General features: G+C 57.0%; 20 protein-coding genes and 1 riboswitch. Of the genes, 13 read left to right on the top strand and 7 right to left on the bottom strand.

The genetic code is table 11. The features are described 5' to 3' along the window. Positions 1–229 precede the first annotated feature (229 nt). Positions 230–799, bottom strand: coding sequence for a hypothetical protein (locus tag LT85_RS22985; protein WP_038493630.1), 570 nt, complete (start codon positions 797–799; stop codon positions 230–232). A gap of 165 nt (positions 800–964) precedes the next feature. Between LT85_RS22985 and LT85_RS22980 the strand changes: the two genes are divergently transcribed. The 4 genes from LT85_RS22980 to LT85_RS22965 all read left to right on the top strand — a co-directional run bounded on the left by LT85_RS22980 (position 965) and on the right by LT85_RS22965 (position 6262). Next, positions 965–1327 carry a transcriptional regulator gene (locus LT85_RS22980; protein ID WP_038493627.1) on the top strand — a complete coding sequence of 121 codons (363 nt, stop codon included), beginning with the start codon at positions 965–967 and terminating at the stop codon, positions 1325–1327. Between the two features lie 169 nt (positions 1328–1496). Continuing rightward, a complete protein-coding gene (locus LT85_RS22975; RefSeq protein WP_437177277.1) occupies positions 1497–2945 on the top strand; it encodes a metallophosphoesterase in 1449 nt (482 codons plus the stop codon). Continuing rightward, positions 2945–4204 (top strand): cytochrome-c peroxidase, encoded by a 1260-nt coding sequence (locus tag LT85_RS22970; RefSeq protein WP_156117619.1) that lies wholly within the window; start codon positions 2945–2947, stop codon positions 4202–4204. The genes LT85_RS22975 and LT85_RS22970 overlap by 1 nt, the downstream gene beginning before the upstream one ends. Before the next feature lie 339 nt (positions 4205–4543). Beyond that, positions 4544–6262 (top strand): YCF48-related protein, encoded by a 1719-nt coding sequence (locus LT85_RS22965; RefSeq protein WP_038493623.1) that lies wholly within the window; start codon positions 4544–4546, stop codon positions 6260–6262. A gap of 104 nt (positions 6263–6366) precedes the next feature. On the opposite strand, the gene LT85_RS22960 is transcribed toward LT85_RS22965, so the two are convergent. Next, positions 6367–7986 (bottom strand): NAD(P)/FAD-dependent oxidoreductase, encoded by a 1620-nt coding sequence (locus LT85_RS22960; protein WP_038493619.1) that lies wholly within the window; start codon positions 7984–7986, stop codon positions 6367–6369. A 265-nt stretch (positions 7987–8251) separates the two neighbouring features. Here LT85_RS22960 and LT85_RS22955 point away from each other — a divergent pair, with 265 nt between their 5' ends. Next, the gene (locus LT85_RS22955) at positions 8252–8569 is read left to right on the top strand and encodes a YXWGXW repeat-containing protein (protein ID WP_038493616.1); all 318 of its coding nucleotides are present in this window, start codon (positions 8252–8254) and stop codon (positions 8567–8569) included. Positions 8570–8600: 31 nt separating this feature from the next. Here the strand turns inward: LT85_RS22955 and mnmC are convergent, their stop codons facing one another. Then, entirely contained in the window at positions 8601–10406 is a 1806-nt protein-coding gene (gene mnmC, locus LT85_RS22950; protein ID WP_038493613.1) for an FAD-dependent 5-carboxymethylaminomethyl-2-thiouridine(34) oxidoreductase MnmC, read from the bottom strand. A gap of 158 nt (positions 10407–10564) precedes the next feature. On the opposite strand from mnmC, the gene hemN reads away from it, so the two are divergent. Next, on the top strand, positions 10565–11992 hold the full coding sequence (gene hemN, locus LT85_RS22945; RefSeq protein WP_038493610.1) for an oxygen-independent coproporphyrinogen III oxidase: 1428 nt from the start codon (positions 10565–10567) through the stop codon (positions 11990–11992). Positions 11993–12019: 27 nt separating this feature from the next. Here hemN and fnr read toward each other — a convergent pair whose 3' ends face one another. The 4 genes from fnr to LT85_RS22925 form a co-directional block, all read right to left on the bottom strand. Next, positions 12020–12772: a fumarate/nitrate reduction transcriptional regulator Fnr gene (fnr, locus tag LT85_RS22940; RefSeq protein ID WP_038493605.1), complete on the bottom strand. Its 753-nt coding sequence runs from the start codon at positions 12770–12772 to the stop codon at positions 12020–12022. 125 nt (positions 12773–12897) lie between these two features. After that, positions 12898–13986 carry a fatty acid desaturase gene (locus LT85_RS22935; protein WP_253273607.1) on the bottom strand — a complete coding sequence of 363 codons (1089 nt, stop codon included), beginning with the start codon at positions 13984–13986 and terminating at the stop codon, positions 12898–12900. Between the two features lie 224 nt (positions 13987–14210). Further along, positions 14211–14825 carry an OmpW/AlkL family protein gene (locus tag LT85_RS22930; RefSeq protein ID WP_038493599.1) on the bottom strand — a complete coding sequence of 205 codons (615 nt, stop codon included), beginning with the start codon at positions 14823–14825 and terminating at the stop codon, positions 14211–14213. 141 nt (positions 14826–14966) lie between these two features. After that, entirely contained in the window at positions 14967–15995 is a 1029-nt protein-coding gene (locus LT85_RS22925; protein WP_156117618.1) for a TraB/GumN family protein, read from the bottom strand. Positions 15996–16086: 91 nt separating this feature from the next. Here LT85_RS22925 and LT85_RS22920 point away from each other — a divergent pair, with 91 nt between their 5' ends. The 7 genes from LT85_RS22920 to LT85_RS22890 all read left to right on the top strand — a co-directional run bounded on the left by LT85_RS22920 (position 16087) and on the right by LT85_RS22890 (position 23361). After that, the gene (locus LT85_RS22920) at positions 16087–16809 is read left to right on the top strand and encodes a pyrimidine 5'-nucleotidase (protein ID WP_052135409.1); all 723 of its coding nucleotides are present in this window, start codon (positions 16087–16089) and stop codon (positions 16807–16809) included. 73 nt (positions 16810–16882) lie between these two features. Beyond that, a complete protein-coding gene (slmA, locus tag LT85_RS22915) occupies positions 16883–17458 on the top strand; it encodes a nucleoid occlusion factor SlmA (protein WP_038493596.1) in 576 nt (191 codons plus the stop codon). An 88-nt stretch (positions 17459–17546) separates the two neighbouring features. Then, on the top strand, positions 17547–18719 hold the full coding sequence (locus LT85_RS22910) for an ABC transporter substrate-binding protein (RefSeq protein ID WP_038493593.1): 1173 nt from the start codon (positions 17547–17549) through the stop codon (positions 18717–18719). Between the two features lie 67 nt (positions 18720–18786). Then, positions 18787–19848: a branched-chain amino acid ABC transporter permease gene (locus tag LT85_RS22905; protein ID WP_038493590.1), complete on the top strand. Its 1062-nt coding sequence runs from the start codon at positions 18787–18789 to the stop codon at positions 19846–19848. Continuing rightward, the gene (locus LT85_RS22900) at positions 19848–21650 is read left to right on the top strand and encodes a branched-chain amino acid ABC transporter ATP-binding protein/permease (protein WP_038493586.1); all 1803 of its coding nucleotides are present in this window, start codon (positions 19848–19850) and stop codon (positions 21648–21650) included. The genes LT85_RS22905 and LT85_RS22900 overlap by 1 nt, the downstream gene beginning before the upstream one ends. Further along, complete coding sequence (locus tag LT85_RS22895; protein ID WP_038493583.1) at positions 21643–22401, top strand: ABC transporter ATP-binding protein; 759 nt, start codon at positions 21643–21645, stop codon at positions 22399–22401. The genes LT85_RS22900 and LT85_RS22895 overlap by 8 nt, the downstream gene beginning before the upstream one ends. 101 nt (positions 22402–22502) lie before the next feature. Further along, positions 22503–22657, top strand: a riboswitch (FMN riboswitch). Positions 22658–22821: 164 nt separating this feature from the next. Beyond that, complete coding sequence (locus LT85_RS22890; RefSeq protein ID WP_038493580.1) at positions 22822–23361, top strand: 6,7-dimethyl-8-ribityllumazine synthase; 540 nt, start codon at positions 22822–22824, stop codon at positions 23359–23361. Position 23362: the final 1 nt, after the last annotated feature.

The following is a 23362-nucleotide window of genomic DNA, read 5'->3' as shown; positions in this document are numbered from 1 at the left end:
CCGGTGGAAGATGTGCGATGAACGCGATAACGCATGCGGCGTTGCGCAGTTTGCGCAACGCCACGCTGGCTGATCGCTATAATTTCTATAACTGTCGGCAGAATAGCGAGGAATTATTTCGGCAGTATTACAATCACTAACAATGTGGTGGTCGCACCACGTCGCAGTTTGCGGTACGCTGTGGCGGTACCGATTCAGTGCTGGATTATTGCGGAGTGCGCGTTAAATATCAGTCGCGCGGTAAAGGGAAGAAAGACAGCAATAGCTTGATCGCATAAACCACGATCAGCGAGCCGGTGAGGTCGCCGATAGACATGACGATCAGACCAGACCAGAAATGATAGGAGATGCCGCGCAGGACAAACCACATCAGCTGCAGCAACGGATTGGTCAGGCCGTAGAGCAGGATGCAGGCCAGCAGCCGGGTCGTGGTCAGATTGCTGAGCGACGGTTGCAGGCGCATTTCCTGCAAGGTAAAGCGATAGGCAAGATAGGGGGCGAGCGCCGAGATTGCGCTATAGCCGATGGTGGTGACGGGATCGCCGGGAAAGATGGCGTAGATGCTTGAGGTGAGCAATGAGGCGATCAAGATGCCGAAAACGCCGGCTTCCGCAAATAGCAAAGTGCAGATAAGACGTATCCCTGCCGGCAAATAGATCCAGGCAATCCCTTGGGTAAACTCGATGTGCTTGAACAACCAGTCGTTGGTCATGTACACCAGCATATAGACTACCACCGTGATGGTGATGGTCAGCAGGCTCTGGCGTAGTTTCTCGGCAGGGAATGAAATGGATGACATAGCCGGCGTATATTACCGAAGTATCCGGATAGATGTGGCAATCTGCTTGCGGGGGTTGTAAATTGACGGGTATTATCGTTATGCAATTAATAGCGACAACGGCGGCGTCAGCAGAAGCATCAATCGCGCTGGCCTTGTGTTTTTACTGCAGTTTATAAAATAGCCATGGACAAAGACAACCGACCTGCAGACATCTATGTGCGTTTTCTACAGCTGGCGAATGCGCTGCGCGGCTTGCCGTCATTGCCGTCGCTGGATCCGCTGGAAGACCGCATCCTGGCCTTTATCGCCCGTGCCGGGCAAGCCCGTGAACGGCTTTCGGTGCGCGATATGATGGCGCAAAGCGAACTCGGTTCGCCGGCGATGTTGCACGCGCGCTTGAAATCGATGCGGGAAAAGGGCTGGATCGTGTTATCGGATACCGACGATACTCGCCGCAAACAGGTTGAACTCAGCCAGGCAGCCTGGCTCCATTTTGATAAATTGTCCAAATGCCTGGTGCAGGCGACGCGGGATGCGAGTAAATAGGCGCTGTTTGTTTGCCGTATGTTTGCAGTATGTTATGCCGCATAACTGGCAAGCTCTTTGAAGTGAAAAAATACGCCGCCGGCGTATTTTTTTTGCCTGTCATTTGTAACAAACAGGTCATATTTTCTTTTTATAATTTATCAACTCTCCATTATCGACCTACATCCTCGTGAGCACCATGGACGCTATCGCGCAACAACAGCAACGCAAGCCGGTTATCAAAAATTTTGGATTTGCATTGACCATAACGCTCAGCGTGCTAGTGGCAGCCTGCGGCGGCAGCGACAGTAACATCGATGCCGGTGTCAAGGCCGCCTGGGTGACAGTCGGCAGCAACAACCAGGCTATCGTCAGGGTGATCACCACCGATGCCAGTTGCCCCGAGGTGCATGATGGTTACAGCTACACGGCAATGACTTTGCGCGCAGCGGCCGGTACAGTGACGCAGCGCCCGACCGCCAGCGCTGCGGTGGATTCCAAGCCTTCCGCTTTCCCGGTCACTGCCTGTGAGTACAAGGTTCCAGCCGACAGCAGCGGCGTTTCGGTCGGTTCGCGCAGCCTGCCGTTGCCGAAGAAATCGCCGCAGCGTATCGTGGTGCTGGCCGATACTGGTTGCCGTTTGAAAAAAGCCGACAACGCCTGGCAAGCCTGCGACGACAACGATTCCTGGCCTTTCCCCGAAATTGCCAGCGCGGCTGCCGCCATGAAGCCGGATCTGGTGCTGCATATCGGCGATTATCATTATCGCGAGAATGCCTGTCCGGCAGATATCGCAGGTTGCAAAGACAGCCCTTGGGGTTACGGCTGGGATGCCTGGCAAGCCGATTTGTTCAAGCCGGCGGCGCCGCTGATGGCTGCCGCGCCATGGGTCATGGTGCGCGGTAATCATGAGGAATGCGCGCGTGCCGGACAGGGCTGGTTCCGCTTCCTCGATACCCAGGCGCTTGATCCGAAGCGCTCATGCGACGATCCAGCCAATGATGCGGCAGGAAACCTCTCCGATCCGTATGCGGTTGCCGTCGGCGCCGACACGCAGGTGATCGTGTTCGATTCGGCCAAGGCGGGGCGGGCTGCCCTGGCGACCAACGATCCGCAATTTATTGCCTACCAGGCGCAATTCCAGGCAGTCAACCGGTTGGCGGCGAAGGCCGGCGTCAACAGTATTTTCACCAATCATCATCCGATTCTCGGCTTCGCGCCAATCGCCGGTGCGCCGCCGGCGCCGGGCAACATGGCATTGCAATCGGTCATGCAAAGCGTCAATCCGACGGCGTTTTATCCGGCGGGCGTGAAGACAGCGATCCACGGCCATGTCCATGATTTCCAGGCCATCAATTTTTCCTCAAACCATCCCGCCACCTTCGTTTCCGGGAATGGCGGCGACAATCTGGATGTGAATTTCGCCGATCCTTTCCCTGTCAATACCAATCCGGCACCCGGCGCTATCGTCGACAAGATTTCTCACACCAGCAGTTTCGGCTTCATGGTGATGGATCGCCAAAGCAATGGTAATTGGGCATACAAAGCCTATACCCGAAAAGGACTGTTGCTGACTACCTGTGTGCAAAACGGGAACCAGATCAGTTGCGACAAGACCGGTTATCTGGCGCCGAACTGATGCGTCTGAAGTGGATGCGCCTGACGTTAATACAGATTCTGAGGCTCCTCTTGTTGCTGGCTGGCCTGCTGTCGCTGCCGGTAGAAGCGACGAACACGCCGCTCTATCCGGAAATGCCGGCGCCGGCAGTCGCGCCGGTCGATTCTCCGGCGCTGGTCGCACTAGGCCGCAAACTGTTTTTCGATACGCGTCTTTCAGAACCGCGCGGTACCAGTTGCGCCGGTTGCCATGCCCCGCAGCAGGCGTTTTCAGGCAATCACGGCTCACGCATCGGCGTCGCGCTCGGCAGCCGTCCAGCCAGCCTGGGTACGCGCAACACGCCCTCGGTGCTATACCTGCGTTACACGCCGCCGCGCTTTTTTTATCAGGACGACGACGCCCTGGCGCCGATTCCGTTCGGCGGCTTCTTCTGGGATGGGCGCGCGAATACGCTGGCCGAACAGGCGCAGGGACCTCTGTTCAATCCTCTGGAAATGAATAACCGCAACCCGCATCAGCTTGCCGGCAAACTGGCGCAGGGGTATACACCGGAAATGCGCTTGCTATTCGGCCAGGCGATATTTGATCAGCCCGCGAAAGCCACGGAGGCGGCCACGCTTGCGCTTGCAGCATTTCTACGCAGCGATGAAATGACGCCGTTCAATTCCCGGTACGACGCCTATATCCGCGGCAGCGGAAAATTGGAGGAGGCCGAAATGCGCGGCCTGCGTTTGTTTAAAGATCCGGACAAAGGCAATTGCGCGTCCTGTCATAAATTCAACGATAGATCGAGCAATCCGGCCCGCTCGATGTTCACCGATTTCGGCTACGACGCGGTAGCCGTGCCGCGCAACCGTCGCATCGCAGAAAATCGCAATTCCAAATTCTATGATGCCGGCTTGTGCAAAACCGCAGACCAGTTGCAATGGCCGGATAGCAGCCAATGGTGCGGTTATTTCAAAACGCCCAGCTTGCGCAATGTCGCCGTGCGCGAAAGCTATATGCACAACGGCGTCTTCACATCGCTGCGCGACGCCGTCGCGTTCTATGCAACCCGCGCCACTAAACCTGGTGACTGGTACAAGACCGGCGTCAAGTTCGATGACGTGCCTCCCGCTTATCGGGAAAACGTCAACATCAATTCAGTGCCGTATAACCGGCGCGAAGGCAGCACGCCGGCGTTGAGCGATAGTGATGTTGACGATCTGGTGGCTTTTTTGAAAACGCTGACCGATGCAGAATTTACCAAGCCAATTCAAAGCCGGAAGTCGGACAAGTAAACAGTGTTATTTGCATTCGCCGGTTTTACCTGATTCCCTCATTGCAGACCATATCTGACGTCATTAAATTCAGCTTCTGACATGCAGCCGATTTTACTTTTGGGTGCTTTAATGCAAGCTATTATGTTTCCGTTAAATTAATTGATGTAACATATTGTGTTCATCTTGATTCAAGTTGGTTGTTTGGCGATAGAGCGCTATCTATTCGCATTTTCTGTAGATCAAATTTAACATTTCTGGCCTTTGTCAGCAGGGGGGAGCCTGCTTGATATCGAACGGCTGCCTGCGAAGGTAGCGACAGCGTCGGCTGGGAACAAAACATAAAAGGGGGGAGTTGAATTGGTAGATTTAAGAATTCGGAACGGATTTTTCATTGGTTTTTTTGTCCTTGTCTTGGCGGCATGTGGTGGTGGCGGTGGTGATGGATCTGCGGATAAGGGAGGGGGAAGTGTACAACCCAATAATCCTGCGCCAACTCCGACCCCGGCGGTGGATCAGGCGCGGGCGACAGGGATTCAGACAATACCCCCGCAACCGCGCACTGGAAGCCCAGCAAAATTTTTCCCACTCGGATATTTTCCAGGGGGAACCAAGTTCTCTTGGGACTTTGGCGATGGCGGACTTGCATCGAACGATCCCCTGCCGGAACACACCTATGGCAGTCCAAATATCTATGCCGTCAAGTTCACTGCAACCGATTTGGGTGGTCGCGTTAGTACATACACTGGATCTATCCAAAGCAAAACAAATCAGCCGCCAAAGCTTGACGCGGTACTTACGACAAACGCTTCTCTGATCGTTGGCACCCCTATATCGCTGGGGGTAACAGCCACTGATTTGGACTACGATCTTCTGACATATACTTGGTTCGTTGACGGTAAGCAGGTCGCCGAAAAAACTCAGGATTATCAAATTACCTACACTTTTGCGACTAGTGGCACGCACACGATAACCGTGTCCGTCCGAGACGATTTCGGTGGGAAGGATAGTCGTGATTATGCGATGCAAATATTGGATAACCCGGTTATAAAACCGCCCCCAGTACCGGTAGATCCTCCGCCGAATCCTGTGAAGTGGAAAAAGGTTTCTGATGCGTTTTCGCAGGAAAACAATATTCGGTTCTTTGCTGATGGCACAGGCTGGGTAATTTCCATGTATCAGGCACAAGCTCTGCGTACTATAGACAAGGGGGTAACGTGGCAAAGTGTGGCGTTGCCCAAGAGTGATATGGGAGGTGCCAGCGGATTTCGTGACATCGCGTTTGCTAACAGCAAAGAAGGGTGGGTTGTCGGTTGTCCCCAACTACGCACCACGCGTCCGACTCCTGACAGTTGGCGCCTGGACTTTGGCTATGGACGTGCGGGTCACACGACTGATGGCGGACAAACGTGGGAAAACGTCGAAATCAATCTTCCCTCGAAGGGCTTGGATTGTTTTGTGGCTGTCCAGTTGATCGGAGTAAAAGGCTGGATTTTAACCAGCGGTGGGGAGTTGATGGGTACGACTGACGCTGGTAAAAACTGGAGCCTTCTCTCGCGTTTGACAACCGAGCCGTCACGTATGCAATTCGTCGATGAACTGCATGGCTGGATGATAAATACCGTCCCAAGTACCACAATGAAATTGTCTCGTACAACCGATGGTGGCAAGACTTGGACAACTACGGAACTTCCGAATTCATCCGATATGAACTCACTGATGGGCTTTTCCTTTTTCGATAAAGACACAGGTTATGTTTCGGCCCAAGGGCGTTTTCTGGAGCCATATAAGCTGCTAAAGACAACGGACGGCGGCGTAACTTGGTCGGAATTGCCGGTACATACCCGATCGACTCTTGGAGAGGCAACTTTTGCGAGCGCATCTGTCGGCTACGTCATTGACGGATATGGGGCGTTCTATAAAACCAATGACGGCGGACTTAGCTGGAATCAGGTTGCGATGACTCCTCCGGAATTGGCAGATATGTATCCTCTTGCAGTCGATTCGCAAGGGGCGTGGTGGACTGCCGTTGGAGGTATTCACGTTAATGGTGGACTATATAAGCTAATATTGCCCTGAATAGTTGCCTGTCATGTACTGGTTGGGTACTCAATGCATGACAGGCATCGTTGCAAATTACCTTGGAATGATGGACAAAACGGAGCGTGAAGTTTGATGTTGCCTCAGCTTTTATTAAGCATGCTCAACGCCACCGCCTCAGCCACCCGAATCCCGTCAATCGCCGCCGACATAATGCCGCCGGCATAGCCCGCACCTTCACCGGCCGGGAACAGGCCAGTCGTATTCAGGCTTTGCAAACTGTCGTCATGACGTTTGATACGGATCGGCGACGAGGTACGGGTTTCGACGCCGGTCAATACTGCATCGGCCATGGCGAAGCCGCGGATCTGTTTGTCGAAGGCGGGCAGGGCTTCGCGAATCGCCGCAATCGCATAGTCAGGCAAGGAAGTGCTGAGATCGCCCAGCAGCACGCCGGGTTTGTAGGAGGGGATCACCGAACCGAGTTCGGTCGATGGGCGGCCGGCGATAAAGTCGCCTACCAGTTGGCCCGGTGCATCGTAAGTGCCGCCGCCCAGTTCAAAGGCGCGCGATTCCCATTGTTGCTGGAAGGCGATCCCGGCCAGCGGATGGCCTGGATAGTCGGCCGGTGTGATGCCGACCACGATGCCGCTATTGGCGTTGCGTTCATTGCGCGAGTACTGGCTCATGCCGTTGGTGACCACGCGGCCCGGTTCAGAGGTGGCCGCGACCACGGTACCGCCTGGGCACATGCAGAAACTGTAAACTGCTCTTCCATTTTCACAGTGGTGCACCAGCTTATAGTCGGCTGCTCCCAATATCGGATGTCCTGCGCTGGGGCCGAAGCGGCAGCGGTCGATCAGCGATTGCGGGTGTTCGATGCGGAAGCCGAGCGAGAACGGTTTGGCTTCGATATAGACGCCGCGGTCGTACAGCATCTGGAAAGTATCGCGTGCGCTGTGACCGATCGCCAGCACCACATGGTCGGTGACGATGGTTTCGCCGCTGGCCAGTACGACGGCTTGCACTTGTCCCTGGCCGTTGTCCGATTTGATCGTAATGTCTTCGACCTTTTGCTGGAAGCGGAATTCACCGCCCAGCGCCTCGATGGTCGCGCGCATCTGCTCCACCATCTTGACCAGCCGGAATGTGCCGATGTGCGGCTTGCTGACATACATGATTTCTTCCGGCGCGTCGGCCTTGACGAATTCAGTCAGCACTTTACGGCCGTAATGCTTGGGGTCCTTGATCTGGGTCCACAGCTTGCCGTCGGAGAAAGTACCTGCGCCGCCTTCGCCGAACTGGACGTTGGATTCCGGCTGCAGTTCGCGTTTGCGCCACAGGCCCCAGGTATCTTTGGTGCGTTCACGCACCGCCTTGCCGCGTTCCAGAATGATTGGATTGAAACCCATTTGCGCCAGGATCAAGCCGGCGAACAGGCCGCATGGGCCGGTGCCGATCACGACCGGCCGCGATTTCAACTGGCCGGGCGCCTGCGCCACAAAGCGATAGTTGGTGTCAGGCGTCGGCATGATGTTGCGATCGCCTGCGCGTCGTTTGAGGACGGCGCTTTCATCCTTGAGCTCGACATCCACCGTGTAAGTCAGGATCACCGCGGTTTTCTTGCGGGCATCGTAGCTGCGCCGGAAAATTGTGTAACCGAGCATTTCCTCCGCTGCGATGCCGAGCCGCTCCAGAATCGCCGCATGCAAGGCGTCTTCGGGATGGTCTAGGGGCAGTTGTACTTCATTCAATCGCAACATGGATAATCCGGGAAGTCAGGTGGGGATAGTTGGCAAGCCTAGCTTGGCGAAGCGTTGGCGCTATCCTGCATATATTTTATAAAACGACAATGCCGTCTGGCAGGCCGCCATTTTACCTTAGCGGGCGCTGCTCTGGCAGCCTGCGGGGATTCCGGCGTCTTGATAGTCTGTATCTTTTGGAAACACAAAATTACAAGTTGCGGGAGTTTTGTGGCCTATATTTAATCGTCGCCCGAAGTTTTTAGATGATTAAAGGAGATCCCCGATGAAGATCAAATCGATTTTATGTGTCAGCGCCTTGGCCCTTAGTGCAGGACTTGCATTGCCGGTAAGCCAGGCCCAAGCGCAGGCTTATGTAGGCGTCCAGATCGGCCAGCCGCCACCACCACGCTATGAAGTGGTGCCGGTTCCGCGCCGCGGCTTCGTCTGGGCGCCGGGATACTGGCGCTGGAATGGCCGTCGTCACGAATGGGTCGGCGGCACCTGGATCAGAGCACGGCCGGGTTATCGTTACGTTCCCCCAAGCTGGGTCAGAGGCCCACGCGGCGATTGGCAAATGCGGCCATATCGTTGGGATCGATAAATAATTGCAAGGGCGCCTCAGGGCGCCCTTTTTAATGGGCGGGTTTAGCCTCGTGACGTTGTTTTTTTAGTAAAAATCGTCCCGGGTCGAGCGCTGCGGCCAGATCGGCCTCAATCGGTAGCGGCTCTCCATCGAGTTGCGCAGCCAGTAATTCTGCCGCCAGTGGTGCCCAGATCAGGCCACGCGAAGCGTATCCCAGCAAGCTGTACAGACCTGGAAAGCGCGGCAGGTCTTTCAGTTTTGCTTCGCGCACGCTGGATTTTCCTGTCTTGTCCGGCAAGCCCCCAATTAAGGGCAGGCGGTCGCCGGCCACGCAACGAAAACCAACACGTCCTGCCAGCGGCAATTCGCTACTTAGCCAGCCAGGGAGGATATTTTCCAGGCGTGTCAGATTGTCGGCCTGGCTGTCATGCCGCAATGCCGGATCGGCATCTTCGTCGTAGGAGGCGCCGACGCTGCAGACTCCATCGCACGGAGGGGTCAAATAGGCTTCGCCGCAAATCACCGGTGCGATAGCGGGGACCAGATCGGCATCGACATGGGTGATCTGTCCGCGTATTGCGGCGAGCGGTAAATCTTCTGCCTGCGGAAAGTCGAGCGCCTCGCAGCCATTGGCCAGGATCAATACCGGCGCGCGGGCAATTTCCTGGCCGTTTTGGTCAAGCGCTACCCAACGCTGCTGTTCATGTACAAGCCCCGTCACACGCCGTCCGAAAAGTATTTGTAATCCAGCGCCGCAATCATCCAGCATCGCCTGGCACACACTGCGCGGCTGCACCCAGCCGGCGGCTGGGAAATGCCAGCCGCCGTTGCTGACCGGATTGCCGGCCAGTCGCGTTGCGGCGGCTTGATCCAGCCATTCGGCAAAGTCGGCCGGATAACGCCAATGATTTGCCAGCTGTTGCTGGGCATTTGCATGTTCGGTATCGCGGGCGATTTGCAGTACGCCGCAGGCGGCGCCGGTGAACGCATCGCCGATACCGCCAAGCTGGCGCCAGACGTGCCGGGCGAACAGATAGGCGCTGCGGCTCAGGCGCGAACTCGGGTTGTCGTCGCGCGACAGCAGGGGCATGAAAATACCCGCCGTGTTGCCGGAAGCTTCTTGCGCTATTTCTGTGTGGCGCTCAATCAGCGTGACCGTCCAGCCGCGCCGCACCAGCCGCTGGCAGGCGGCGCTGCCGGCCAGCCCGGCGCCAATCACAATGGCGTGGCGCTCAACGATGGCGGGCGCGTCCGCCATGTGCGACCGGGGTGTAAAACGCGGTGTAAAACTGGCGCGCAAGGCATTTTCATCAAAAATAAATCCGGCCTGCATGAGCGTTGCGCGCTGCGCTTCCATCTGCGCCATGTCGGGGGTCGAAATGCTGAGGGTGGCTTGTCTGGCAGCTAATCTTCCCAGTGTGCCAAGCAGAGGCAGTGACCAGTTCTGCCAACTCCGGCCACGCAAATGGAATGCATCTATGTTTGCCACGATCTGGCGCAGGCAAGCGGCGCTGTCGCCGAACATCAGCGTCAGCACCAGCTGGCCGTTTTGCAAAAAAATCCGGTGAAAGCCCGGCACCGCGGGTGGCCATACGGCGCACAATTCAGCAGACAGCGCTTGCCAGTGCGGCCTTTGCTCCAGCACGGGCTGTAGCGCGTGCAGCGCAGTCATGTCGGGTACCAGAGCCAGGTAATGCAGCTGTTGCGGACGTTGGGGATGATCGCGCCATGCTTGCCAGGTCGCCAGAAAATGTTCGCCATCGCCGAAGTCGCTATCGAGTAAGACAAAGCGCGCTTGTCCCTGCCAGCGATTGGCGAATTCCGGCGGTACTTTTACGGGATGGCTGAGAGACATGAAGAGGGCGTACGGCAACTGTGGTCAAGAACGAATTATAGGCACTATCGCGTCTCAGTAGCGGTCATAGTCACGCCGGCTTGATCTATGTCAAAGCGCAGGCCGCTCCAGGCAGCTAGGCTGTAGCGATAGACATAGCCAATTGCCGGAGCCAGACCATGTTAACTTCCCCAAAGCCGATCGCCGCGGTTGCATCGCTGGCTGCGCTTGCGTTCGAACCGACTTTGCTAAGAAAATTAAATCAGCTCGGACCGCGCTATACCTCCTATCCGACGGCAGACAGGTTTTCCGATGTATTCGGCGCCGAAGCCTATGAGCAGGCGGTTGCCGGCCGGCGGGCGATGGGTGCGCGGCATGCCTTGTCGCTGTATCTGCACATTCCCTTTTGCGACACGGTTTGCTATTACTGCGCTTGCAACAAGGTGATCAGTAAAAACCTGGGCAAGGCCGCGCATTACCTGACTTACCTGAAGCGCGAGATTGCCATGCAGGCGGCTCTGTTTCAAGGGATGAACAGGGTTGAGCAGCTGCATTTCGGCGGCGGCACGCCGACCTATCTAAGCGATCGCCAAATGAGCGATTTGACGGCGCATCTGCACCAGCATTTCCAGTTTGCGCCGGATCAACTGGGCGAATATTCGATAGAAGTCGATCCGCGCACGGTCACGCCGAAGCGCATCGTCACGCTGCGCCGCCAAGGCTTCAACCGGCTCAGCCTGGGCGTGCAGGATTTCGACCACGCAGTGCAGAAGGCGGTGAACCGTATCCAGGCGGAGGAGGACACGCTGCGCATCATCGATGCCGCGCGCTTTGCCGGCTTCCGCTCGATCAGCATTGATCTGATCTATGGCTTGCCTAAGCAGAGCCTGACGTCGATTGCGCAAACACTGGACAAAGTGATTGCCGCTGCGCCGGACCGCATCGCCATCTACAACTATGCTCACATGCCGCACTTGTTCAAGCCGCAACGGCGGATTGCCGGCGACGATCTGCCGACGCCGGCCAGCAAGATCGACATGCTGTTCCTGTGCATCCGGCGCCTGACCGAGGCCGGCTATATATACATCGGCATGGATCATTTCGCCAGGCCGGAGGACGACCTGGCGATCGCACAACGGCAGGGACGCCTGCACCGCAACTTCCAAGGTTATTCGACGCATGCCGAGGCGGACCTGGTGTCATGCGGCGTATCGGCGATCAGTGCGGTCGGCGCTAGCTACAGCCAGAATGAAAAGACGCTGGAAGCCTACTATCAGCGGCTCGACCAGCAACAACTGCCGATTGCGCGCGGCATCAAACTGAGCATGGATGACTTGTTGCGGCGGCTGATCATCCAGCGTCTGATGTGCCATTTCGAATTGTCGCTGGCATCGATCGAGATGGCCCATCCTGTCAAGTTTGCCGCCTATTTTGCGAAAGAGCTGGCGCAGCTGAAATTGCTGGAAACGGATGGTTTGCTATTGCTGGAAGACGACTGGATCAGCGTCACGATGAAAGGGCGCTTGCTGATCCGGAATATTTGCATGGTGTTCGACCGTTACCTGGGTACTGCGAAAGAGCCTTTGCGGTACTCGAAAACCATCTGATGCCAGTCTGACGCTGATAGCAGACGGTCAGGCGCAGGTCTCGCCGCCGGTCGCCAGTCTTTTCAACGCCGGCAAGTCGACAAGTTCGATTTCCCGGTTGCTGACTTTCAGCATCCCGTCTTTCTTGAGTTTGGACAGCAGGCGACTGATGCTTTCAATCGTCAGGCCAAGATAGTTGCCGATATCTTCGCGCGTCATGCGCAGCTGGAAACTGGTCGAAGAATAGCCGCGCGCCGCGTAGCGCGACGACAGGTTGACCAGGAACGCGGCAAAGCGCTGTTCGGCGCGCATGTTCCCAAGCAGCAGAATGACGCTTTGTTCGCGTGTGATTTCCTTGCTCATGATGCGATGGAAGTGCCGCAGCAAAGTAGGGATGTCGCCGAACAGTTCTTCGAGCCGCACGAATGGAATTTCACAGATTTCGCTATCTTCCAATGCCATCGCATCGCATTGATGGGTATCGGTGCTGATCGCATCCATGCCGAGCAATTCGCCGCTCATCTGGAAGCCGGTGATTTGCTGGGCGCCGTCGGGATTGGCTTGTGAGGTTTTGAACTGGCCCACCCGTACCGCATACAAAGCGCTGAATTTGTCGCCGATACGATACAAGGTTTCATCGCGCGCGATGCGGCGGCGGCCGATAATGCCGTCCAGGCGCTGCATCTCGGACTCATCCAGCCCCATCGGCAGGCATAGCTGGTGCATGCTGCAAGACGAACAGCTGGAGCGCAGGGCCCTGATGTCCAGCAGCGGCGCTGCGTGGAGGGGAGCGTGATTCATGACAGGATCCGATGGAAAGCGTGGCTTTGTATGTTGCCAAGACACGCCATTTTACCGCCGCCGGTTGCACAGCGGCCGAAACCTCGTTGCGAATTGATCACAAGTTGGGCACGAATGGGCCAAGATCAGCTGACGACGGCAGCCGCGCTGGTCGGCAGGCCGGAAAAATTGGTCCAGCATTGGCGCCGGAAATCATACAGCTTGCAACGCCGCGCCGTATCGAAATACCAGCGCCATGAAAATTTCTGGATCACGATGCGCATGGGCAGCATGGTTTCAAGAATCTGCTGTGCTTCCTGCAGGCGATACAGCGGGATGCTCATATCGACATGATGCGCGGTGTGTTCCATGATGTGATGCAATAGCGCGCCGATGCGATAGCGGAAGGTCAGGTGCACGGTAGTCGAGACAAACGGTTGCGACGCCGCCCATTTGATTTTTTGATCGTACCAGGCGATGCCGGTGTGGGTGTGATGCACGTAGACGACAAAACCGATCATTGCATTCCAGAACAGGAACGGCAACACAAAGCCAGCCGCTAACGTCAGCCAGATCGATTGCGCGGTGGCCAGCGCGGCGATAACCAGCAGGCTAATCCAGACCAGCGCCGCCATCGTCACCAGGACGCCGTCCCAGACAAATACCGGACGCCGGGTCGGCATGGTGCGGCGGTTCGGAAAATACATGCGCTGCCACCACATTTCAACCAGGTAATACAGCCACGGCGCCCAGCCGCTACGGTAGACGCGCTCCAGCCACTGACGCCAGCGCGGCAGGGCCTGGAACTCGTCCAGCGACAGCGGGTGCCAGACAAAATCAAAGCCTTTCAGATTGGTATAGCCGTGATGCACCATGTTATGGCCCACATCCCACAGACTGTAAAGCGTCAGCGAGGGAAGGAACACCAGGCGGCCGAGCCAGCGATTGAGGCGTCGGTGCGGCGTAAAGCTTTGATGGCAGGCATCATGGCCGAGGATGAACAGACGGCCGATGATGAAGCCGGCGATTGCGCCGAACAGCAATTTTATGGCGGTATTTTGCAGCCAGACCGTGGCGGTGATCGCCAGCGCGAACAAGCACAGATCGAGCAGCACCAATGCCAGCGCACGGCCGGTATTACGTTGCGCGACCGGCAGCAGCCAGGAGCGGATCACTTTGCGATGCGGCATGGCTGCCGACGGTGATACCGGTTCGGGCAAGTGGGAGAAATGCATGTGGCAAACCTTTGATATGGAAATGACGCCGTCTGATCTTAGGAAAATTGCGCCGGTGCGGCTTTGATCTCGATCAAAGATTGTCGAGATTATCCGTGCTGCCATCCGGGGTCATATAGACAATGGCAAAAAAGCGCGCCAGGCAGTTTTATACCTGGCGCGCAACAGTCCGGGGAAAGACTGACGAGACATCGATTTCCGGAGAGCGCGATTGCGCGGCCGGTCTAGAAGCGGTAACCGACACCCATGCCGATCAGCCAGGGATCGATCTGCACGCGACTGATTTTTTCGCCGCCGGCATAGACGTCGCTACGGATCTGCAGTTTTTTCACATCCAGGTTGAGTAACCAGTTTTTGTCCAGCTTATAGTCGAGCCCGGCTTGCAGTGCCAGGCCCCAGCTGCTGTTGTCCAGCGAACCTGCGCCATTGAGCAGATCGACGTTCGAAATGCGGGTGTAGCTCACGCCGGCGCCGAGATAGGGGCTGAACTGCGCTTGCGGCAGGAAGTGGTATTGCAAGGTCAGCGTTGGCGGTAAATGCTTGAAACTGCCGATATTCTTTCCGTCCAGCGAAACATTCTGTTTTTGCGGATAGGTCAAGACCAGTTCCGCTACCCAATTGGACGTAAAGAAATAGGAAATGTCGATTTCAGGGATGGTCTTGTTGTTGACCTGCAAACGGTCGGAGGCGCCAACGCCGCCGATCGGATCGGACTTGTTCGCCGGTTTCAGGTAATCGGCGCGCAGCCGTATTTGCCAAGGACTTTCTTGCGCCATACTGTTGCCGGCCAAGACCAGCGCCAGTGCTGAAAGCGTTGATATGCATACCGCTTTTTTCATTTCCTATTCCCGTTTTTGGTGAGAGATCTATGTTGACCTTCACTGTAAAAGGAAACGCTGCGAATTGATTTGATGTAAATCAAATCAATTCGCAGAACACGGAAATGGCAGCAGTCTGAGAAATGGGAAGTGGGCCAGATGTTAGTAAACCCGTGTCACCGTATAACCACGCTGTTGCAATATCGCCAGCACGCTGTTCGGTCCGACCAGATGCAACATGCCGATAGCGACGAAGGGGGCGTTGGTCGAGTTGGCCAGCTTGGCGATGCCGTCCGCCAGCCCCGGATTCCTGCCGTCGAGCAGGGAACGTTGCATGAATTTACTGGCAAATGTGTCCTCGGAATTCATTTCCGCCAGCATTGCGGCCAAGCCGTCGACATCGCCGCTGCGCCACAAATTGACCAGTTCGAGCGAGCGCTGCGCTTTGGCTGGATCCTGGATTTCATCGATGCTGTCTTGCAGAAACTGAACTTGCTCGGTGTACGACAAGCTCCCAAGCAGCGATAGCTGTGCGTCGGCGGTCTCAAGTTCGACCAGGCGTTTGTTGCTTTTTTTTGCAAGATTGGCCAAGGTGGTGTCGACGCCATATTGCGACAGATAACCCTGGCTGCTGTATTCATTGATGCCGAGCATGGTCGCTATCAGCCAGGGTTTCAGGCTGGCGACCTGGTCCGGCGCCATGCCGTACTTTTCCAGCAGGGCGGCGAGCTCTTTTTGCAGCTTTGGCGGCAAATCCTTCTGGTGCGATTTACCATCCGGATAGATGCCGTACTTTTTTATCAGCGGAACCATGGCCTGATTATTGTTCGGATCGATTTCCAGTGCGATACAGGACGATTGTTGTATTGCTTGCAATATTTTTGCATCCAAGGGATAAAAATCGGCTTTACCGACATGGATGGTGCCGAACAAGTAGGCGCTGTGGCCGTCGCGTTGTACCTGAAACATGGCGCCACCCTGGCGAACGCCGGCGGCAGGCTGTAGCGATGCGCCGGCGATGACATCCTGGGCGAACAGCGGCGGCGCGCCCGCCAGCAATGCACCAAATCCCAAGGGAAGCAGCAGCCGGCGTAGCCGGGTCCGTTGGCACAGGCAAGATAGCTGCGCGAGTAATCCGGCGGCCGAACCTAGGCCGGTTGCACCTAATGAAACTATAATCTGACGAAACACGTGTTCCCCTTTGGTTATCGAATCAACGATTCAGCGACTTCACGACTCAGCGATTTTAAATTCCGGAAAATCACCGGCGCACATCATGGTAATGGATACAGGAAGAAAAAATACAAAGGGGAACAAACACGCCGTGCTTTGGCTGTTCGACCTGGACAATACCTTGCACAATGCCTCGCATGCGATTTTTCCGGCGATTCACGTCAACATGAACGCCTTCATGGCGCGTACCCTCGGCAGTGACGGCATCGATGCCGACGCCGCTACCGTCAATGCCGCGCGCGAGAATTACTGGCGGCGCTATGGCGCGACCTTGCTGGGCATGGTAAAACATCACCAGGTACGGCCCGAAGATTTTTTGCGCGAAGCGCATCGTTTCGACGACCTGCTGGGCATGATTCGGGCGGAACGCGGCCTGATCAATTTGCTCAAGCGGCTGCCGGGGCGCAAGATCTTGCTGACCAATGCGCCGCTGCACTATTCTGGTGATGTGATGCGCCATCTGCGCCTGCAGCGTCATTTCGGCAAGCATATTTCGATCGAGGCCATGCATGTGCATCGCCAGTTGCGCCCCAAGCCGTCGCGCCACATGCTGCGACAACTGGTGGCGCGCGAGAAGGTTCCGGCACGGCGCTGCATTCTGGTGGAGGACACCATCGTCAATCTGAAGGCCGCCAAGCGGGTCGGGATGCGTACCGCGTGGGTGACGCAGTACCTGAAGGACCAGTCAAATACGATAAAGCGCCCCAATTACGTCGATGTCAAAGTAAAATCCGTCCGTCAGTTGAGCAAGAATCTGCACCGTTTGCGCTGAAGCAGCGCTACAGCGCCGGCGTTCCGGTTCTGCTCCAGTTTTCATTATCTCCATTATTACTAAAATAAAAACCATGGCTACTACTAAACCAGGCGAGCGTAAACTTCAGATCCTTCAGACCCTCGCGGTCATGCTGGAACAACCAAAGGGCGAAAAAATCACCACGGCTGCGCTGGCGGCTCGGATCGAGGTGTCGGAAGCGGCGTTGTACCGGCATTTCGCCAGCAAGGCGCAAATGTTCGAAGGCTTGATCGACTTTATCGAAAGCACCGTGTTCGGCCTGGTCAACCAGATTACCGAACAGCAGGAAAAGGGCTTGCATCAGGCGCAGGCGATTACGCTGATGCTGCTTAATTTTGCCGAACGCAATCCGGGTATGACCCGCGTCATGATCGGCGATGCCTTGGTCAATGAGGACGAACGTCTGCAACTGCGCATGAACCAGTTCGTCGACCGTATCGAACTGGCGCTCAAGCAGGCGCTGCGAACCGCTGCCGCGCAGGGCGAAGCGAATGAGGCAGAAACCGCGATGCGGGCCAATATCCTGGCAAGTTTCGTGCTGGGCCGCTGGCAGCGTTTCGCCAAGAGCCGTTTCCAGCACAAGCCCGGAGCCGACGCCGCGCAACAGGTCGCGCTGATGCTGGTTTGATTTTTTTGCTACCATCGCTGGGCTTGGCGCCATTGTCGCCGCCTGTGACGGCGGCATCCAAGCGCTATAACCACATGGAGCAGATCAGATGAAAAAAGCATGGTTGGGGACGACCGTTTCCGCAGCACTGGCAATCACCCTGGCCGCAAGTAGCGGCGGCGCATACGCACAGATCAAGGTTGGCGTGAGCGTGTCCGCCACCGGTCCGGCGGCTTCGCTGGGTATCCCTGAGAAAAATACTTTTGCCTTGCTGCCGAAGGAAATCGCCGGCCAGAAGGTGCAGTATATTGTGCTCGATGACGCTACGGACAGCACCACCGCAGTCAAGAATGTGCGCAAGCTGGTCAGTGAAGAAAAGGTGGACTTGCTGATCGGTTCGACCGCAGTTCCCGGTTCGCTGGCGATGAGCGACGTCGCCGCCGAATCCGGCACGCCGATGATTTCGATGGCGGCTTCGGCCGCGCTGATCGAGCCGGTCGACGCCAAGCGCCGCTGGATTTTCAAGACGCCGCAAAATGACTCGCACATGGCGACTGCAATCATCGCTCACATGGCGGATGCCGGCGTCAAGAGCGTGGCTTTTATCGGCTTCTCGGATGCTTACGGCGAGGGCTGGTATCGTGAATTTTCCAAGCTGGCCGAGCTGCGCAAGATCAAGATCGTCGCTAACGAGCGTTTCGCGCGTAACGACACGTCGGTCACCGGCCAGGTGTTGAAGATGGTTAGCGCCAATCCCGACGCGGTGCTGATCGCCGGCGCCGGCACACCGGCCGCCTTGCCGCAAAAGACGCTGAAAGAGCGTGGCTATAAAGGCAAAATCTATCAGACCCACGGCGTCGCCAATAACGATTTCCTGCGCGTCTGCGGCAAGGATTGCGAAGGCACTTTCCTGCCCGCCGGCCCCTTGCTGGTGGCAGAACAACTGCCGGACAGCAATCCGGTCAAGAAGTCGGCGATGGCTTATCGTAGTGCCTACGAAAAGGCCTATGGCGTCGGCAGCATCTCCACTTTCGGCGGCCATGCCTGGGATGCAGGCATGTTGCTTGGCGCCGCCGCACCTGCGGCCCTCAAGAAAGGCAAGCCCGGCAGTCCTGAGTTCCGCGCCGGGCTGCGCGACAGCATCGAAGCCATCAAAAACCTGCCGGTCTCGCAAGGCATCGTCAACATGAGTCCGACCGATCACGTCGGTTTCGACCAGCGCTCCCGCGTGATGGTGGAAATCGTTAGCGGAAAATGGAAACTGCTGGGCGCTGCGCAGTAATTCGATAATCCCGGTAACTTGGGTAACCCCGGCAATCCGGACAACATCACGCAGCACAGGTATATTTATGGATTTCTCAATCGCCGCTATCCTGGCGCAGGATGGCATCACCAGCGGCGCCGTCTATGCGCTGCTGGCCTTGGCGCTGGTGCTGGTGTTTTCAGTCACCCGCGTCATCTTTATCCCGCAGGGCGAGTTCGTGGCTTTCGGCGCCCTGACGCTGGCGGCCATCCAGGCCGACAAATTTCCCTTGTCGGCGACCTTGCTGGTGGTGCTTGGCGCGTTGAGCTTTATCCAGGAAGCGGTAGCGCTGGCTGTGGGTCGTAATGGCGAAAGCCGCGCTACGGTTGTCCGCCGCATCGGCCTGGCTTTGCTGAAATTCGTGCTGCTGCCGCTGGCGATCTACGCCGTTGCGCGGGTGTATGGCCATGCTGCGCTGGCCATGCCGCTGCAGGTATTGCTGACCCTGGCGATCGTGGTGCCGATGGGGCCGATGGTTTATAGGCTGGCGTTCCAGCCGCTGGCGGAGGCCAGCACCCTGGTCTTGTTGATTGTTTCGGTAGCGGTGCACTACGCCTTGACGGGTATCGGCTTGCTGATGTTCGGCGCTGAAGGTTCGCGCACCACATCGTTTTCCGACGCCCGTTTCGAGATCGGCGGCTTGACCGTTTCCGGCCAGAGTTGCGTGATCATCCTGGTTTCCCTGCTGCTGATCGTGGCGCTCTATCTCTATTTCGAACGTACTTTGTCCGGCAAGGCCTTACGCGCCACGGCTGTCAACCGGCTTGGCGCGCAGCTGGTCGGTATCGGCACCACGCAGGCCGGACGGCTGGCATTTACGCTCGCCGCCGCATTGGGCGCCTTGTGCGGCATTCTGATTGCGCCGCTGACTACCATCTACTACGACAGCGGTTTCCTGATCGGCTTGAAGGGATTTGTCGGCGCCATTATCGGCGGTCTTGGCAGTTATCCGATTGCCGCCGCCGGCGCTTTGCTGGTGGGTTTGCTGGAATCGTATTCTTCGTTCTGGGCCAGCGCCTTCAAGGAAGTGATCGTATTTACCCTGATCATTCCGGTGCTGCTATGGCGTTCGCTGACCAGCAAGCAGGTTGACGAGGGAGACCAGTGATGCGTCATCTCTCTGTGCGGTTTCTACCGCTGATCGCTTTTATCGCCATCCTGGGTTTATTGCCGATTTTGCCGACGCCGGAATTCTGGATCACGCTGGCCAACTACATCGGCCTGTATGCGATCGTGGCGCTGGGGTTGGTGCTGCTGACAGGAGTTGGCGGGCTGACTTCGTTCGGCCAGGCTGCCTTTGTCGGCCTTGGCGCGTATTCCACAGCTTACCTGAGCACGCAATTCGGCCTGTCGCCATGGATCGGTCTGCTGGCTGGCTTGGGCGTGACGACCGTAGCGGCATTGGCGATAGGCGGCATTACCATGCGGCTGTCAGGACATTTCCTGCCGCTCGGGACAATTGCCTGGGCTTTGTCGCTTTACTTCCTGTTCGGTAACCTAGAGTTTCTCGGCAAGTACGACGGCTTGAACGGCATTCCCGCCATCAATCTGCTGGGCATCGAGCTCGATAGCGGCCGCAAGATGTTTTATCTGATCTGGGTAATCTTGCTGATCGCGCTGGCCGGCCTGCAAAATCTGTTGAATTCGCGTCCCGGCCGCGCCATTCGCGCGCTAAACGGCGGCGGCGTGATGGCGGAAGCGATGGGCGTCAACACGGCCTGGATCAAGGTGCTGATCTTCGTGTTGGCGGCTTTGATGGCCAGCGTTTCTGGCTGGCTCTATGCGCATCTGCAACGCTCGATAAGTCCGACGCCGTTCGGCCTGAATGCCGGTATCGAATACCTGTTCATGGCGGTGGTTGGCGGCGCCGGTTATGTATGGGGTGCGATCCTGGGATCGGCGCTGCTGACTGTACTGAAAGACCAGCTGCAATCGTGGCTGCCGAAACTGCTGGGGGCCAGCGGTAACTTCGAAACCATCGTCTTCGGTATTCTCATGGTCTTGCTGCTGCAACGCGCACGCGATGGATTGTGGCCGTATCTGCGCAAACTGGCGCCTGCCAAGCCGACAGTAAGGGCGCCGGAATCCGCGACGGCGTTACCGGCGAGAAGCAAGCATGCAGATGCGGCGGTGGTGCTGGAGATAGATCGCGCACGCAAGAAATTTGGCGGCCTGGTTGCGGTCAATGACATGAGCTTTAGCGTCGAGGCAGGACAAATCGTCGGCCTGATTGGCCCCAACGGCGCCGGCAAATCGACCATGTTCAATCTGGTGACCGGGGTTCTGCCATTGACCAGTGGTGCGATCAGGTTTCGTGCACAGCAGGAATTGCAGCAGATCTCTGGCTTGCCGTCGCGCCGGATCGTTGCACGCGGAATCGCTCGCACCTTCCAACATGTGCGCCTGATGAGCAGCATGTCGGTGCTTGAGAACGTTGCCATTGGCGCACACCTACGTGGCAGCCACAACGATGTCAGTGGCATTGCGGCCAGCTTGTTGCGTCTCAATCGTGCGGAAGAAAAGGCGTTACTGTTCGAGGCCAGGAAGCAGCTGGAGCGTGTCGGTCTTGGCCATTTGCTGTACGAAGAAGCTGGTAGCCTGGCGCTGGGCCAGCAACGGATCCTCGAAATCGCCCGCGCCTTGTGCTGCGATCCCACCTTGTTGTTGCTGGATGAACCGGCGGCTGGATTGCGTTACCAGGAAAAGCAGGCGCTGGCGGTATTGCTGCGCAAGCTGAAAGCCGAGGGGATGAGCATCTTGCTGGTAGAGCACGATATGGATTTCGTCATGAACCTGACCGATCATTTGGTGGTCATGGAATTCGGCAGCAAGATTGCAGAAGGCTTGCCGGCCGCAATCCAGCAGGATCTGGCGGTGTTGGAAGCTTATCTGGGAGGCATCGATGAATAATGCTCTTGCCAATCCCGTATTGGAAGTAAGCGATCTGCACGTTGCCTACGGCAAGGTCGAAGCCTTGCATGGCGCCGGTTTGCAAGTCGGTGCGGGCCAGATTGTGACAGTGATCGGCCCCAATGGCGCCGGTAAGTCGACCATGCTTAATGCGATTGCCGGCGCCATGCCGAATAACGGCAGCATGCGCGGCAAAGTGCGTCTGCTGGGGCAAAATACCGATGGCGTGGCGATCGAAACCCGGGTCGCGCGCGGCATGTGCCTGGTGCCGGAAAAGCGCGAACTGTTTGCCAGCATGACGGTGCAAGACAATCTGCTGCTCGGCAGCTATCGGCGCTACAAGGAAGGCGAGAGCGGCTATGCCGATCAGATGGCGGTGGTGTTCGACCTGTTTCCTCGCTTGCAGGAGCGGCGCAAGCAGCTGGCCGGCAGTTTGTCCGGCGGCGAACGGCAGATGCTGGCAGTAGGGCGGGCCTTGATGGCGAAGCCGCAATTACTCATGCTGGACGAGCCCAGCCTCGGTCTGGCACCGCTGATCGTCAAAGAGATTTTCCACATCATCGTGCGTTTGAAGCAGACCGGCGTGGCAATCCTGCTGGTCGAGCAAAACGCTCGCGCGGCTTTGCAGGCTGCCGATTACGCCTATGTGCTGGAAACCGGAGATATGGTCTTGCAAGGTCCTGCCGCAGAGTTGGCGCATGATCCAAAGGTGATCGATACCTATCTCGGACTCGCCAGGAAAACCGGCTGAGGCCGGCTGACACGGCGGTTGCCAGACCTGGCGTGCTTGTGCAGCGCCGCAATTTATGTGATAAATTCTCCGCTCGGTGCGCTAATCAATATGGCGCGCCGAGACGTTCTCAGGGCGGGGTGCGATTCCCCACCGGCGGTAATTGCGTGCAATGCGCATAGCCCGCGAGCGCTTGTTGCGATTTCTTGCAGCAAGGTCAGCAGACCCGGTGTGATTCCGGGGCCGACGGTATAGTCCGGATAAAGAGAGAACAGGTTGTACCGTGTTTATCTGAACCGATAGAGTCATGCTGTGTGTCGCCTAGGCGACGGCAGGGCTGTTGCCATTTGCATCGGCGTTGGCGTTTGTCGTGTTGAATAATTACGTGCTTCCTTTCGATCCAACGCGCCCTGTTTTTATCATTTAAACAGGAGTCTTCACATGCAACAGCAACAAACCTCAGCAGTCGATATCAAAACAAAAATCCTGGGCGCAGCCAATGAGCGCATCGCCTTCATTCAGGCCGGCTGGCACCGCGAGATCGTCGATCAATGCCGTATCGCTTTCATTGCCGAAATCGCGCATGCCGGCTACAGCGAGCAGGACATCGATTTCTTTGAAGTCGCCGGCGCTTTCGAAATTCCCTTGCACGCCAAGCTGCTGGCAAATAGCGGCAGGTACGCTGCGGTGGTTGCAACCGGGCTGGTGGTGGATGGCGGCATCTATCGTCACGAATTTGTCGCCCACGCGGTGATCGCCGGCCTGATGCAAGTACAGCTGGAAACTGGCGTGCCGGTATTGTCAGCGGTATTGACGCCGCATCATTTCCACGGCGGCGAGGAACATCACAAGTATTTCTATGAGCATTTCTTGGTGAAGGGCGCGGAAGCAGCGCGCGCTTGTGCGGACACTATCCAGAAACTGCGCGCGCTGAAAGCCATGCAAGCGGTGGGCGCCGTACGCGCCTTGCACAGCGCTTAAT

It is taken from the genome of Collimonas arenae (genome assembly GCF_000786695.1).
Lineage (GTDB): Bacteria > Pseudomonadota > Gammaproteobacteria > Burkholderiales > Burkholderiaceae_D > Collimonas > Collimonas arenae_A.
Note: the sequence above shows the minus strand (reverse complement) of the source record. Positions and strands in the feature narration are given on the sequence as shown.

Excerpts from the sequence above, each read along its gene's own strand:
- LT85_RS22985 (WP_038493630.1), bottom strand. The coding sequence starts at position 799 with ATGTCATCCATTTCATTCCCTGCCGAGAAACTACGCCAGAGCCTGCTG.
- LT85_RS22930 (WP_038493599.1), bottom strand. The coding sequence starts at position 14,825 with ATGAAAAAAGCGGTATGCATATCAACGCTTTCAGCACTGGCGCTGGTC.
- hemN (WP_038493610.1), top strand. The coding sequence starts at position 10,565 with ATGTTAACTTCCCCAAAGCCGATCGCCGCGGTTGCATCGCTGGCTGCG.
- mnmC (WP_038493613.1), bottom strand. The coding sequence starts at position 10,406 with ATGTCTCTCAGCCATCCCGTAAAAGTACCGCCGGAATTCGCCAATCGC.
- LT85_RS22910 (WP_038493593.1), top strand. The coding sequence starts at position 17,547 with ATGAAAAAAGCATGGTTGGGGACGACCGTTTCCGCAGCACTGGCAATC.
- slmA (WP_038493596.1), top strand. The coding sequence starts at position 16,883 with ATGGCTACTACTAAACCAGGCGAGCGTAAACTTCAGATCCTTCAGACC.
- fnr (WP_038493605.1), bottom strand. The coding sequence starts at position 12,772 with ATGAATCACGCTCCCCTCCACGCAGCGCCGCTGCTGGACATCAGGGCC.
- LT85_RS22960 (WP_038493619.1), bottom strand. The coding sequence starts at position 7,986 with ATGTTGCGATTGAATGAAGTACAACTGCCCCTAGACCATCCCGAAGAC.
- LT85_RS22935 (WP_253273607.1), bottom strand. The coding sequence starts at position 13,986 with ATGCATTTCTCCCACTTGCCCGAACCGGTATCACCGTCGGCAGCCATG.
- LT85_RS22895 (WP_038493583.1), top strand. The coding sequence starts at position 21,643 with ATGAATAATGCTCTTGCCAATCCCGTATTGGAAGTAAGCGATCTGCAC.
- LT85_RS22890 (WP_038493580.1), top strand. The coding sequence starts at position 22,822 with ATGCAACAGCAACAAACCTCAGCAGTCGATATCAAAACAAAAATCCTG.
- LT85_RS22920 (WP_052135409.1), top strand. The coding sequence starts at position 16,087 with ATGGATACAGGAAGAAAAAATACAAAGGGGAACAAACACGCCGTGCTT.
- LT85_RS22905 (WP_038493590.1), top strand. The coding sequence starts at position 18,787 with ATGGATTTCTCAATCGCCGCTATCCTGGCGCAGGATGGCATCACCAGC.
- LT85_RS22900 (WP_038493586.1), top strand. The coding sequence starts at position 19,848 with ATGCGTCATCTCTCTGTGCGGTTTCTACCGCTGATCGCTTTTATCGCC.
- LT85_RS22980 (WP_038493627.1), top strand. The coding sequence starts at position 965 with ATGGACAAAGACAACCGACCTGCAGACATCTATGTGCGTTTTCTACAG.
- LT85_RS22955 (WP_038493616.1), top strand. The coding sequence starts at position 8,252 with ATGAAGATCAAATCGATTTTATGTGTCAGCGCCTTGGCCCTTAGTGCA.
- LT85_RS22970 (WP_156117619.1), top strand. The coding sequence starts at position 2,945 with ATGCGTCTGAAGTGGATGCGCCTGACGTTAATACAGATTCTGAGGCTC.